General features: G+C 35.1%; 14 protein-coding genes. 2 read left to right on the top strand and 12 right to left on the bottom strand.

All coding sequences use genetic code 11. From position 1 onward, the window contains the following. Positions 1-105: 105 nt before the first annotated feature. From DFR80_RS10140 to DFR80_RS10115, 6 genes are all read right to left on the bottom strand, one after another. Entirely contained in the window at positions 106-363 is a 258-nt protein-coding gene (locus tag DFR80_RS10140) for a Veg family protein (RefSeq protein ID WP_076545841.1), read from the bottom strand. A gap of 116 nt (positions 364-479) precedes the next feature. Next, entirely contained in the window at positions 480-1,991 is a 1,512-nt protein-coding gene (locus DFR80_RS10135) for a 4Fe-4S dicluster domain-containing protein (protein ID WP_076545840.1), read from the bottom strand. Beyond that, positions 1,988-2,227, bottom strand: a complete 240-nt coding sequence (locus tag DFR80_RS10130) for a (2Fe-2S) ferredoxin domain-containing protein (protein WP_076545839.1) — start codon at positions 2,225-2,227, stop codon at positions 1,988-1,990. Before DFR80_RS10130 ends, DFR80_RS10135 begins: the two co-directional genes overlap by 4 nt. Before the next feature lie 52 nt (positions 2,228-2,279). Further along, positions 2,280-3,173 carry a 16S rRNA (adenine(1518)-N(6)/adenine(1519)-N(6))-dimethyltransferase RsmA gene (rsmA, locus tag DFR80_RS10125; RefSeq protein ID WP_076545767.1) on the bottom strand — a complete coding sequence of 298 codons (894 nt, stop codon included), beginning with the start codon at positions 3,171-3,173 and terminating at the stop codon, positions 2,280-2,282. Between the two features lie 121 nt (positions 3,174-3,294). Continuing rightward, on the bottom strand, positions 3,295-4,191 hold the full coding sequence (locus DFR80_RS10120) for a Gfo/Idh/MocA family protein (RefSeq protein ID WP_114489910.1): 897 nt from the start codon (positions 4,189-4,191) through the stop codon (positions 3,295-3,297). Between the two features lie 79 nt (positions 4,192-4,270). Then, the gene (locus tag DFR80_RS10115; protein WP_076545765.1) at positions 4,271-5,038 is read right to left on the bottom strand and encodes a TatD family hydrolase; all 768 of its coding nucleotides are present in this window, start codon (positions 5,036-5,038) and stop codon (positions 4,271-4,273) included. 272 nt (positions 5,039-5,310) lie between these two features. Between DFR80_RS10115 and DFR80_RS10110 the strand changes: the two genes are divergently transcribed. Further along, positions 5,311-6,459: a cysteine desulfurase family protein gene (locus DFR80_RS10110; protein WP_114489909.1), complete on the top strand. Its 1,149-nt coding sequence runs from the start codon at positions 5,311-5,313 to the stop codon at positions 6,457-6,459. A gap of 14 nt (positions 6,460-6,473) precedes the next feature. Further along, positions 6,474-7,697: a tRNA uracil 4-sulfurtransferase ThiI gene (gene thiI / locus DFR80_RS10105; RefSeq protein WP_076545763.1), complete on the top strand. Its 1,224-nt coding sequence runs from the start codon at positions 6,474-6,476 to the stop codon at positions 7,695-7,697. A gap of 115 nt (positions 7,698-7,812) precedes the next feature. Here the strand turns inward: thiI and DFR80_RS10100 are convergent, their stop codons facing one another. From DFR80_RS10100 to sufD, 6 genes are all read right to left on the bottom strand, one after another. Beyond that, on the bottom strand, positions 7,813-8,253 hold the full coding sequence (locus tag DFR80_RS10100; RefSeq protein WP_114489908.1) for a MarR family winged helix-turn-helix transcriptional regulator: 441 nt from the start codon (positions 8,251-8,253) through the stop codon (positions 7,813-7,815). A gap of 99 nt (positions 8,254-8,352) precedes the next feature. Further along, positions 8,353-8,853 carry an HAD family hydrolase gene (locus tag DFR80_RS10095; protein WP_076545761.1) on the bottom strand — a complete coding sequence of 167 codons (501 nt, stop codon included), beginning with the start codon at positions 8,851-8,853 and terminating at the stop codon, positions 8,353-8,355. Positions 8,854-8,992: 139 nt separating this feature from the next. Further along, on the bottom strand, positions 8,993-9,895 hold the full coding sequence (locus DFR80_RS10090) for a DMT family transporter (protein ID WP_076545760.1): 903 nt from the start codon (positions 9,893-9,895) through the stop codon (positions 8,993-8,995). Positions 9,896-10,084: 189 nt separating this feature from the next. Next, positions 10,085-10,516 (bottom strand): Fe-S cluster assembly sulfur transfer protein SufU, encoded by a 432-nt coding sequence (gene sufU, locus DFR80_RS10085; protein WP_114489907.1) that lies wholly within the window; start codon positions 10,514-10,516, stop codon positions 10,085-10,087. After that, a complete protein-coding gene (locus DFR80_RS10080) occupies positions 10,506-11,780 on the bottom strand; it encodes a cysteine desulfurase (RefSeq protein ID WP_114489906.1) in 1,275 nt (424 codons plus the stop codon). The genes sufU and DFR80_RS10080 overlap by 11 nt, the downstream gene beginning before the upstream one ends. Then, on the bottom strand, positions 11,752-12,942 hold the full coding sequence (gene sufD, locus DFR80_RS10075) for a Fe-S cluster assembly protein SufD (protein ID WP_114489905.1): 1,191 nt from the start codon (positions 12,940-12,942) through the stop codon (positions 11,752-11,754). Before sufD ends, DFR80_RS10080 begins: the two co-directional genes overlap by 29 nt. Between the last annotated feature and the right edge of the window lie 7 nt (positions 12,943-12,949).

Below are 12,949 nucleotides of genomic sequence, written 5' to 3'. Positions count from 1 at the left end.
TTCTTAGAAATATATTCTTTTTTTGTAAAATTTTATTTAAAAAATAACAGGAAAAAAAGCAGCCAGCTACGGCTGCTCTATTAAATTTATATCCTCTATCTTAAATTAAACACCTATCTTTACTTCATCATCTTTAGACATGACTACTACATCATCTGTTAAAAGATCTGAGTAAGTATAAGAAAGTCGCCTAATTTGATTGTGATCTTTAATTCTAACTACAAAAACATTTTCATGAGTTTTTTCCAAAACCCCTTCTTTTTCTACCGCTTTTCGTCTGCCTCGATTGGCTTTAACACTTACTCGATGACCGACAAATGATTTTACTTCCTCTTTTATTTTATCAAGAACATTTTCTTCCATTCAGATTCACCTCATTTTGAAAACAATTCAAAAATAATTATATCATAAGTTGCCCATTTAAGCAAAACTTATGCCCTTATAAGTAGTAGTGATAAGAGATGATGATAATGGAATTTTTATTCTTTTGGCTCATTCTTATTCAAGTTTTCATTTTCAAAGGCAAATTTGTAAGGTGACTCATCTGCAAATTTATCAACATATTTTGCTCCCCGTTTGGTAGCCAGCAAAGTTCCAGGACCACCAACACAGCCGCCCTCACAGGCCATTCCTTCAATCAAATGTCCAGCAAGAACTCCAGCCTTTGCTTTCATTAAGGTCTTTCTACAATCTGCCAGTCCATCTGCTTTAGTAATTGGCGGATCTATTTCATATTTTACTTTCAAATTCTGCCTGATTGCTTCAGCAACTCCACCTGCATTAGCATAAGCGCGACCATAATATGATGCATCTCTAATTTCCTCTTCTGCATCAACTTTGGTCAGCTCAATATCTGCCGCTACAAAAATCGCTGCTAGCTCTTCAAAGGTAATTACAAAATCCACCTCATCTTTTACTTTATCACTTAAGGCCTCCAGTTTTTTAGAAACACAGGGGCCAATAAATACAACTTTACTGTTCTGATTATCTTCTTTAACTGATTTAGCTGCAAAAATCATTGGTGAGCTAGATTCAGATATATTATCCTTAACTTCAGGCACATGTTTATCTGCCACATAAGTCCAGGATGGACAGCAGGAAGTGCCAAGATAGGGCTGCTTTTCTGGAATATCTTCTGCAAATAATTCAGCTTCATGCAGAGAAGCAAAATCAGCTCCCAGGCTAACCTCGCGCACTTCTTTCATACCCAGCTCTTTTAAAGCAGTTACAATTTTTTCTGCAGAAACTAAAGGACCAAACTGACCGACAAAGGAAGGTGCAATAATTGCCCGGACATCTTCCCCTTTTTTAATTGATTTTAAAAGCTGATAAATCATAGATTTATCTGCAATAGCTCCAAATGGGCAGGCTATAATACACTGACCACAGCTTACACATTTATCCTGATTTATTTGAGCTCGATTATAATCATCACTTTCTATGGCATCAACACCACAGGCAGCTGCACAGGGGCGCTCGTAGTTTACAATTGCCTCATAAGGACAGGCTTCCTTACACTTCCCACAGTTGATACATTTTTCCTGATCAATAACTGCAGCGTGCTCTTCAATAGTAATTGCATCAACAGGACAGACAATACTGCAGGGATGAGCAAGGCATTTACGACAGTTATTAGTTACAAAATGAGCATTTGTCGGACATTTCTCACAAGCAAAACGAATTACATTGACCAGAGGTTCCTTGAGCTGATTATCGTTTTTAAGAAAATCTCTGATTCCCTCTGAAAGCAGTTTATGTTCCTGGTTTGTTTCATAGTCCATTCCCAGTCCCATCCGAACCCGGGCAGCAACTATTGCTCTTTCTTTAAAAATACTTGATCTATATGTAGCTTCTTCAGTATCAATGATTCGATAAGGTATTTTATCAAATTCTTCACACTCAGCATCTTTGAGAGCCAGCCTTGCCAGCTCAGCAAAGACCATCCGTCGAATTTTAACTATATCAGTATAAATTCCTTTTAATTTGCTCATTTTATCCTCTCCATTACTTTACTGATTACCATCTGAGTTTGAGCTGAGGTAATAAGATCATCATCAACTTTAACTACAGGAGCATTTTTGATATCTCCGCACATATCCAAACATTCAACTCTATTTATCTCAATTTGTTCTGGATACTCCTCCTGTAATTCTTCTAAAGTATCTAAAATATTTAATGCTCCTACAAGTGAACAGTGGCTGCCCACACAGATTTCTACTTTAACCATTTTTCTGCCTCCTTCCAAAATTCCAGCTAAAAATTTAATTATTTAACCTAAATCATTTATTTTCTTTCATTTCATAAATTCTATTACTTATTGAAATCATTTCCGAAATAGAAAGTTTTTCACCACGTTTTTTAAGACCAATACCTTCATCTTCTAAAGCTTGAGTTACAAGATCACGGTCAAGATTGATTACAGCTGATTTACTCAAACTATTACGCAGGGTTTTACGCCGCTGCTGAAATATTGATTTTACAACCTGAAAGAAGAATTTTCTGTTAATTACCTCTTCCTGATAAATATTTTTCTCATAGGGAGTTAAACTGACAATAACCGAATCAACATCCGGCTGAGGTATAAATACAGATGCAGGGACCTGATGTACGATTTCTGGCTGCATGTGATACTGAACTGCAACACTTAAGGAACCAAATTTTTTGGTTTCTGGTCCGGCACAAATTCTTTCTCCAACCTCTTTCTGCACCATAAATACCATCTGTTCAAGCTCCAGCTCACTCTCTAAAACCCCCATAATTATTGGAGTAGTTACATAATAGGGAAGATTTGCAATCAGCTTCATCTTCCGATTTTCAGGATTATATTTAGCTGCTGTTTCTTCCCATTTGATTTTCAGCGCATCCTGATTAAGCAAAGCTAGTTTTTCCTGATCTGCAAAAATATCTTCTAGAACTTCAACCATTGCTGCATCTTTTTCTACAGCCAGCATATTACCACTCTTTAGCTTTTCTAGTACTGCCTGAGTTAGTGAGCCAATCCCAGGACCAATTTCAATTATAAATTCATCACCTTTTATCTCTGCTGCTGCTGTAATAATATCAATAATATTAGAGTCAATTAGAAAGTTCTGACCGAGACTCTTTTTTAAATTTAAGTTGTGCTCACGCAAAATCTTTTTTGTTGCTGAAGGTGTTGCAATCTTATTTTTCATATTAATTTTAAATCATCCTTATTAAATTATTTGTTATAATTTTATCATATTCACTCAGTTCAGGCAAAGTTGGAAGTTCTGATAATCAAGCAATCTTTTAACTTAAGCTGACAATTTATTTTTAAGCTTCAATAACTTTTTCAGCCAGACGATGAGTTAATAAATCTGCTGCCAGTTCCTTTTTATTATTCTCTCCTTTTCTTACCCTTTCTAAAAATTCACTGATCATATCTACAAAACCCCGATCATATCCCATCTTATTCCAGCCAGCTGTCTGAGAAATAATTTCTTTACCATCATTATAATTAACAATTTGAGTTATGTTTTTTATCTTCTTTTTCTGTTTAAAGCTCATTAGTTCAAGAGTTTCTTCAGTAATTGCATTATCTCGATTCATAATTCCAATTGCAGTGTTTTCTCCCTGACTGAGCTTTAAGATAACCTGAACTAATTTATTATTTCTTTTAATTTTATTGACATCAACTTGATTCAAATCAACTTCGCCCATTAAATACGAAATCATATCAATTACATGAATAAAATCATCCATTATAAAACTGCGGGGATCCCCGGGAAGTTCTCTTCGATTTTTCTCCATAATTATTGTTTTAGGATTCTCAATTGCCAATAAAGGCCTATAAGTTGGAACATAACGACGATTAAATCCGGTCATCAAAATCACATTATTGTTTCTAGCCAGTTTAATCAGCTCTTCAGTCTGTTCTAAATGATAGGTAAGTGGTTTATCAACAAAAGTGGGAATATTATTTTTTAAAAGTTTTTTGGCTAAAGAATAATGTGCTTCTGTAGCTGCATGAATAAAAGCAGCGTCTAAATCTTCTTTTAGCAGCTCATCAACTGAGCTATATAAGTTATCAACTCGATATTTTTTCCCCAGCTGCTTTAGAGTAGTTTTGTTACGAGTACAGAAATAAGGATCTACAGCTTCCATTTGCGTAATTAAAGGTAAATATGCTTTTTGAGCAATATCTCCCAGCCCAATTATTCCTATTTTCATTTAAATAGCCTCCCTGTTTTATCTTCTTTTTAAAGACTTTTAGACAGCAAATTTAAAATTTCCAAATTTCAATTAAATTTTAAAATCCATAGATTCTTTCAGCATTTTCAGTTGTAATTTCTCCCATTTTTTCAGCAGTAATCCCTTTTATTTCTGCAGCCTTTTTTACAATTTGTTCTAAATAGGCCGGTTCATTTCTTTTTCCCCGATAAGGTGCTGGAGTCAGATAGGGGGCATCAGTTTCCAGCAAAATTCTATTCAACGGCACTTTTTTTAAAGCATCTCTAATCGGCTGAGCACTGCTAAAGGTAATTAAGCCCCCAAAGGCTGCATAATAATCTCTATTTATAATTTCTTCAATCTCTTCCGGCCCATAGGCATAACAGTGGAAAATTAAATTTTCGGCAAAATCAGCAGCCTGGGCTAAAATTTCTAAAGTCTCTGCTGCCGCTTCTCGAGAATGAATAACTACCGGAAGCTCAAGTTTGAGCGCCAGATCAAGCTGTTTTTTAAAGGCTTCTTTTTGAATCTCACGAGGTGAATTATCATAATAAAAATCAAGTCCACATTCTCCAATTGCCTTTACCTTAGAGGAAGCAGCTAAAGCCTTAATCTCTGCCAGACTTTCTCTGTTTACAGTATCTGCCTCATGTGGATGAATCCCAACTGAAGCATAAATAAAATCATATTTTTCGGCCAGTTCCACAGCCCGCCGACTCCCTTCCAGATCTGCACCAATATTTACAATTTTTTCTACACCCTTTTTGTGGGCTCTAGCAAAAACTTCTTCTCTATCCTGTTCATAATCATCAAAATCCAGGTGAGCATGAGTATCTATTAAACGCAAATTTTTTCCTCCCTCTATAAATTAAATTTAAATTCTAATAACAAAACTTTCTATTATGCAGGTAAAAAATTATTGAATAATATATATTACCTTCATCTTGTATTATATCACTAGAACTTAAAAAATAAAATAAGAGATAAACCAGGCTGTCTTTAATTAGGGATCTTAGCCACCAAAACACTTCTGAGCCAAATTTATCAGCTATAACGGTTTATTTATCTACCCATTGGTGGTATAATTAAAGTTAGTGTTTAAAATTAGGAGTGAGTTTAATGAAAAAAAATATATATCTAGATAATGCTGCAACCACTAAGGCTCTACCTGAAGTAACAAGTGCTGTAGTTGAGGCTTTAGAAAAAAATTATGCTAATCCTTCTTCACTACACAACTTTGGCTTAAAAGCAGAAAAGGTTTTAAAAAAAAGCAGAAAAATTATTGCTGAATATCTCGGTATCCAAAGCAAAGAAATCATCTTCACTTCCGGAGGTACAGAAAGTAATAATCTGGCCATTAGAGGAATTACGGAAGCTTATAAAAATAGGGGAAAACATTTAATCACCTCTCCTATCGAACATTCTTCTGTGGCTGAGCTATTTAAAGTTTTAGAAAAGGAAGGCTGGCAGGTAGATAGAGTTAAGGTTGATCAGGAGGGACATGTTGATCTTGAGCACCTAAAATCTTTAATCACCAAAGACACTCTTTTAGTCAGCATTATGCAGGTTAATAATGAGCTGGGAACTATCCAGCCCCTGGAAAAAATCGCTAAAATAATTAAAGATAAAAATGCACTCAGCTTTTTCCATGTAGATGGTGTGCAGGGTTTTGGTAAAATTCACAGCCAGCTTGATCAATGGCCAATAGATCTTTATTCAATTAGTGGTCATAAAATTCACGGTCCTAAAGGCGTAGGAGCTTTATATATCAAAAAAGGTATAAATTTAAAGCCTCTTATTTATGGAGGCGGACAGGAAAGGAATTTGCGCTCAGGTACAGAAAATGTGCCGGCAATTGCTGGTTTGGGCGAAGCAGTGAAAAAGCTGCCCGAATTAACTACTAAAGCTATTTTTGAACAAAAATTGGTTAAACTTAGAAAATACCTCTTAAATTATTTAAATGACATAGAAGAGGTGGTTATTAACTCACCAGAATTTGGAGCACCACATATTATTAATTTTTCTATTCCGGGAATTAAAGGAGAAACCATGCTGCATGCACTGGAAAGTAGGGGAATCTATATTTCTACAGGTTCAGCCTGTTCTTCCCAAAAAAAGGGGAGTAGAATAATTAATGCCTGCGGATTATCACAGGCTAGAAGCGAGAGTGCACTTAGAGTGAGTTTAAACAAAGAAATCACAAAAGATGATTTGAATTATTTTATAAAAACTTTAAAAGAACAGATAAATTTTCTTAAACTTTTTTAATGAGGTGAAAAATTTTGTATGATTTAATAATTATTCGTTATGGAGAAATTGGCTTAAAAGGCGATAATATCAACGATTTTATCTCTCAGCTGGTTGCAAATATTGAGAGAGCAACCAGAGATCTGGGAGAATTTGAAATCAGCACAGTTTACGGGCGGATTTTTCTTTACGCAGAAAGTGATAAGATTGAAAAAATTGTAGGAAGATTGGTCAATGTTCCGGGAATTATTTCCTTAAGTCCTGCTCAGCGGTTTAGAATCGGAAAAAAAGTCGCTAACTTTGAACAGCAGGATTTTGAAAAACTAAAAAGAAAAGTTGTTCAACTCTTTAAAGCTGAAGTTAAAAACTATCCCACTACTTTTAAGGTCGAAACTACTCGGGCAGATAAATCTTTTCCAATGGAAAGTCCTGAACTTAATCGAGAGCTGGGAGCAGAAATTTTGAGAGAAGTGGAAAGCAAAACTAGACCACTCAGTGTTGATGTTCATCAGCCAGAACATCTATTTGAAATCGAAATTAGACGGGGTAAAATATATATTTTCATCAGGCGAGAGGCTGGCCCGGGAGGGCTGCCGGTTAAGTCATCCGGAAAGGCTCTGCTTTTATTATCTGGAGGTATTGACAGTCCTGTTGCTGGCTGGCTGGGTTTAAAAAGAGGACTGACCTTAAATGCCGTTTATTTTAACTCCCCTCCTTACACATCAGAAAGAGCCAAAGAAAAAGTTGTTGATCTGACAAAGGTTTTAAGCCGTTATGGTGGAGAAATCAAACTACAGATTCCTTATTTTACAGAAATCCAGCAGGAAATATTAAAAAAATCTCCAAGAAGATATACCGTAACAATTATGCGGAGAATGATGATTAGAATCGCCAACAGACTGGCTGAGATGAACGGAGAACTTGCCCTGGTTACCGGTGAGAGCCTGGGACAAGTAGCAAGTCAGACTTTAGAAGGTCTGCGTTCTTCTGATGAAGTAGCTGAATTTCCAGTTTTGAGGCCTTTAATTACCATGGACAAAAATGATATTATTGCTCTGGCAAAAAGAGTTGGAACTTATGAAATTTCGATTAGACCTCATGAAGACTGCTGTACAATTTTTGTGCCTGATAATCCTGCAACTCAGCCTAAACTTGACACTATTCATTTTGGCGAAGAGGATTTAGAAATTGAAAATTTAATTGATCGAGCTATAGAAAAAATGGAAGTTATTACAATTAGTGAAGGAGCAGCAGAATAAATATTTTCATTCAAAATTTTAATTGTACTTAAAAATAAACGGAGTAGATTTTCTCTACTCCGTTTTTCTCAACTTAATTTTTAAAAACATAAGTTAAACCCTGCTTAAACAGGATTTAACTTCCTTCCTTAAATTCTTCTAAAATCTTATCTAAATTCTCTTTTAACTGAAAAAGTGCTTCTTTATTTCCCTCAAAATTCCTGTATAATTTTTCCGGAATCTCAACAATCTCTTCTTTCATTTCTTTTCCTTTTTCAGTTAACTTGACCATAACTATCCGCTCATCTTCTTTAAATCTAAATTTTTCAAGCAGTCCCTGCTTAACCAATTTTTTTACCACCGGAGAAATAGTTCCTGAATCAAGATAAAGCTTTTCGCCCAGTTCCTTTATTGAAATCTTTTCTTCTTCCCAGAGGACCAGCATTATTATATACTGAGTATAGGTTAAATTATACTTATCCAGTAATGGTTTATATAACTGAATCACTTTGCGGGAAAGTGCATAAAGCGGGAAACAGATCTGATTTTCTAATTTTAACTTCTCAAATTGATCCATCTTATCACCTCTATTTTATTTTATGTGATTAAATTGAATTCAACTTAATTTATTATACACTTTAATTATGCTCGCTGTCAATATAATTTTACTCAATTACTAAGAAAAACTTTCTACAATTTTATGATATTCTCCCTTAGATTTAAGAAGATGAGTTAAAATTTCTCTCACTGCCCCAGCTCCACCTTTAAATTCAGAGACTAAATCGGAGATTTCTTTAACTTCATCTGCAGCATCAGCAGGACATCCTGCGAATCGGGCTTTGCTCATCACTGCCAGATCATTTAAATCATCACCCAGATATGCCAGATTACTATAATTAATCCCCTTTTTTTCCATCAACTTCTCTAAAGCAGTTTTTTTATCTCTAACCCCCTGATAGTATTCTTCAATCCCTAACTCAGCAGCTCTCCTGGCTACCACTTCAGATTTTCGACCAGTCATAATAATTACATCATATCCCATTTTTATTGCAGCCACTACCATTAAACCATCTTTAACATTAAAAGCTTTAAATTCATTTTTCCCATTATCTAAATAAACTTTACCATTTGTTAGTGTACCATCAACATCCAAAAAAATTGTATTTATCTCCTTCAATTTTATCCCTCCATTTTAAATAAAATATGCAGACTAATTTTATTATATTGTTTTATCAAGATTTCTGCAATGCCAACTGCTCTAAAAAATAAACCCTCAGTGATTAAACTGAGGGTGATTTGGTAAAATATTCTTTTGCTTAAACTGTACTCCGCTGTTTTTTCTGCTCAAGCTTCAATTTCGCTGCTTTTTCGGCCTGTTCTTTTTCTTTGGCCCGATAATTTAAATAACCGGCTGAAATTATTAAAAATGCACCGATGATTGAAAAAATATCCGGAATCTCCTGAAATAAGACAAAACCAAAAACTGAAGAAAAGACAATATTGGCATAAGTATAAATTGACAGTTCACTCGCTTCAGCATGGCGGTAAGCATTAGTCATAAATAATTGAGCAACTGCAGCAAATAGCCCCAAAGCCAGTAACGCAAGTGCCTGAACAGCAGTTGGAATCACAAAACTTCCGCTGAGCATAAAAGGTATCATAGCTATGGTTGAAAAAAAACTAAAATAAAATACAACTGTAGCTGCCGAATCTGTTTTGCGCAGCTGCCTTACTAATGTATAGGCAACCCCGGCAAATATACTCGACATTAAGGCGATTAAGGATGGTATAAGATTTGAATCAAAACCTGGTCTTATCACAAGAATAGCACCTAAGGCAGCGGTAACTAAAGCAATTAACTGCTTTTTAGTAATCTTCTCTTTTAAAAATAGAGCAGCAAAAATCATTACAAAAAATGGTGACATTTTATTTAAAATTACTGCATCCGAAAGTTTCATATTTGCCAGAGCATAAAAATAAGCTGCAATTCCTAAAAGTCCAAAAGTACTGCGTAAAATCAAAAGTTTTTTGTTATTTCCAATCAGAGAGCTGCCGCTTTTTTTTACCAGACTGAAAGCAACAAAAATACCAACTAAATTTCTAAAAAATATCTTCTCTGCTGTCGGCATATCACCTAAAAATTTAACTGTAGCTGCCATTAACGCAAAAAAGAGTGATGATAAAAGTATAAATGTTATTCCCTTTTTTCTGTTTTCCATTTTTTCCACCTCATCTTATAATATTATAGAATTATAGAGTTATTAAAACTTATCAACAAGTAACTGTTTAAAACACTTTTTTGTTCCCACTTCTATGATATTCATTATCATTATTATATATAGTCTTTATCCTTATGTAAAGTAAAAACTCCACCTTTTAGGTGAAGTTTCAAAATTAGTTTTCAAATTTTAATTTCTCTCTTTCAAGGCTTCCTTGAGAGTGTGCCAGGACAATACTGCACACTTAACTCGGGCCGGCATATTTGAAATATTTTTCAAAGCCATTGCATCCTTTAATTTCCTTAACTCCTGCTGATCATCTATATCTTTTTTGATCATGGCAATAAAAGTCTCCACCAGCTCCAGCGCCTCTTCAATACTTTTTCCTTTAATTAAATCAATCATAATCGAAGTTGAAGCCTGTGAGATAGCACAACCGCTGCCGGTAAAAGCTGCATCACTGATTAGATCACCATCAAACTTAAGCTCAAGAGTAATATCATCTCCACAGCTTGGATTATGGCCGTGTTCACTCAAATCAGCATTATCTAAAGAATGCTTGTTGCGGCTGTTCTTATTGTGCTCCATTATTAATTCTGTATAAACTGAATCAAGATCCATATCCAAAAACCTCCCTTACCTTCTCCAGGGATTCCAGAAAACGATCCACTTCTGCTTTAGTATTATAGAAATAAAAACTGATCCGACCGGTAGAGTTAAGACGATAAAATTTCATTAAAGGCTGAGCACAGTGATGACCTGAGCGAATTGCAATTCCTTCACTATCAACTATAGTAGCAAGATCATGAGAATGAATATCTTTTAGATTAAAAGATATAATTCCACCTCGATTTTCTAAATCAAGTGGGCCAGCTATTTCTACATAGTCCAGATCCTCCATCTTTTCCAGTGCGTATTTCGTTAATTCCAACTCATGTTCTTTAATTTTATCCAGTCCAATCTCCTCTAAATACTCAATTGCAGCCTGCAGTCCCACTGCTCCTTCTACATTAGGAGTACCGGCTTCAAATTTTTCTGGAAGTGGAGCATAAGTAGAACCCTGTTCTTTTACATATTCTATCATACCTCCCCCTTTTAGAAAAGGAGGTAATGTTTCTAAAAGTTCTTTTTTACCGTAAAGAACGCCTATTCCCATTGGTCCCAGCATTTTATGACCGGAGAAAGCATAAAAATCAGCATCTATATCTCTAATATCAGTTCGGATATGGGGAGCCCCCTGAGCACCATCAACTACAACTAATGCTCCTTTTTGATGAGCAAGCTCTGCCATTTCTTTAACCGGGTTAATTACTCCACTCACATTTGACATCTGAGAGATACTAAAAACCTTAGTTTTTTCAGTCAGTTTTTCCTTTAATTCTGAAAGTGGAATTCTGTAATTTTGATCTGGATATAAATACTTCAATTTTAAATTTTTCCGCTCAGCCAGCTGCTGCCATGGCAAAATATTGCTGTGGTGTTCTAGAACAGAAATTAAAATCTCGTCTCCATCCTCTACCAGAGCCTCCATGCTGTTTGCCAGCAAATTTAGTGATTCAGTAGTGTTACGGGTAAAAATAATCTCCTCCGATTTTTCAGCATTAATAAAATCTTTAACTTTTGCTCTGGCATTTTCGTAAGCCTCAGTAGCACGAACACTTAATGTATGAGCTCCCCGGTGAGGATTGGCATTAATGGTCCGATTGTAATTATCAACTGCATCTAAAACAGACTCAGGTTTTTGAGTTGTAGCTGCATTATCAAAATAAATCAGTTCCTTACCATTGATCTGCTGCTTAAGAATCGGAAAATCCGCTTTATATTTTTCAGCAAATTCCTGACCTGATATTCTTTCTTTAACTGCGAATTCTTGTTTTGACGTCATTGATAACACTTCCTTTGAGGTCATTTAGAGGTATCTTATCAAATATTGGATTAAAAGATGCCTCAACCATTAACTGTTTGGCTTCAGCTTTTGTCATCCCTCTGCTCATTAAATAAAAAAGCCTCTGTTCATCTATTTGTCCGGCACTTACAGCATGTTCTCCTTCCACATTATCTTCTTCCGAAAATAGTGCGGGAATTGAATCAGAATCTACAGTCTTATCCAGAAGCAGCACTTCTTCCCTCTCTGAGCCTTTTGCCTGACCGGCACCTTTTTGGAAATATAAGTCTCCTCTAAATACTTTCTGGGCCTTATCTTTTAAAACTCCCTTTGATTCAATTTCGCTGCTGCTGTGACGTCCCTGGTGGTTCATCTTAAAACCAAGATCCAGTTTGCGTTCCCCATCCGCAAAATAAACAGAACTAATACTGGCTCTACTCCCGTCAGCAATTAAGGTATTTTCATTATTAGTTACTGAGTTCTTTGCTCCCAGTTCGATCGGAATCCAATTGAGTTCTCCCTGGTTGGAAACGAGAGAAATATTACTGTCAAAATTATCACTCTGATCATTGAAACGCTGTACCTTAACAATATTTAAAACAGCATTTTCCTTTACTATTACCCGGGTTAGGCCATTATGGAAAGCTTTTAAGTTCTGATCCTGCATTCGATAATCAATTACAATTGTCAAATTAGAGTTTTCTTCGGCTACAATTAAATTATTATCGATTAAAAATGGGTTTTCCTGATCGAGCTCATAAAAAATCTCTACCGGGACCTTCAACTCCACATTTTGGGGAGCTTTAATAAAAAGTCCGGTATTATAAAAAGCTTCAACCATTGCTAAATATTTAGGATCAAGACCCTGATTTCCTTTTTTAACTTTTTTATCTTTAAATTGATCCAGATAATTTATAATTTCTTCTTCATTATTTAGATTATCTGTCATTTTTTTGATCATCAGTTCCTGCTGCCACTTTTTTTCTTTTAGATACTCTTTATTATAAGGACTGTATTCTGGAAACTGATAATCAAATAAATTTATTCTTTTATAATCACCCTTAGTCAAATTTTCATAAATTTCGTAGCTTTCTTTTCTTCTACTGCTTAAAAGTTTCGACTGACCGGTAGTTAAATTATCTACTAAATTTTTATTATACATTTTATAT

This window comes from Halanaerobium sp. ST460_2HS_T2 (genome assembly GCF_003337665.1).
GTDB classification, from domain to species: Bacteria; Bacillota; Halanaerobiia; order Halanaerobiales; family Halanaerobiaceae; genus Halanaerobium; species Halanaerobium kushneri.
The sequence above is the reverse complement of the archived record's forward strand: the minus strand, read 5'-3'. Positions and strand labels throughout refer to the sequence as shown.

What these genes read in the sequence shown, in the direction of transcription:
- DFR80_RS10140 (WP_076545841.1), bottom strand. Translation starts at nt 363, where the DNA reads ATGGAAGAAAATGTTCTTGATAAAATAAAAGAGGAAGTAAAATCATTT.
- DFR80_RS10135 (WP_076545840.1), bottom strand. Translation starts at nt 1,991, where the DNA reads ATGAGCAAATTAAAAGGAATTTATACTGATATAGTTAAAATTCGACGG.
- DFR80_RS10130 (WP_076545839.1), bottom strand. Translation starts at nt 2,227, where the DNA reads ATGGTTAAAGTAGAAATCTGTGTGGGCAGCCACTGTTCACTTGTAGGA.
- rsmA (WP_076545767.1), bottom strand. Translation starts at nt 3,173, where the DNA reads ATGAAAAATAAGATTGCAACACCTTCAGCAACAAAAAAGATTTTGCGT.
- DFR80_RS10120 (WP_114489910.1), bottom strand. Translation starts at nt 4,191, where the DNA reads ATGAAAATAGGAATAATTGGGCTGGGAGATATTGCTCAAAAAGCATAT.
- DFR80_RS10110 (WP_114489909.1), top strand. Translation starts at nt 5,311, where the DNA reads ATGAAAAAAAATATATATCTAGATAATGCTGCAACCACTAAGGCTCTA.
- DFR80_RS10100 (WP_114489908.1), bottom strand. Translation starts at nt 8,253, where the DNA reads ATGGATCAATTTGAGAAGTTAAAATTAGAAAATCAGATCTGTTTCCCG.
- DFR80_RS10090 (WP_076545760.1), bottom strand. Translation starts at nt 9,895, where the DNA reads ATGGAAAACAGAAAAAAGGGAATAACATTTATACTTTTATCATCACTC.
- sufU (WP_114489907.1), bottom strand. Translation starts at nt 10,516, where the DNA reads ATGGATCTTGATTCAGTTTATACAGAATTAATAATGGAGCACAATAAG.
- DFR80_RS10080 (WP_114489906.1), bottom strand. Translation starts at nt 11,780, where the DNA reads ATGACGTCAAAACAAGAATTCGCAGTTAAAGAAAGAATATCAGGTCAG.
- sufD (WP_114489905.1), bottom strand. Translation starts at nt 12,942, where the DNA reads ATGTATAATAAAAATTTAGTAGATAATTTAACTACCGGTCAGTCGAAA.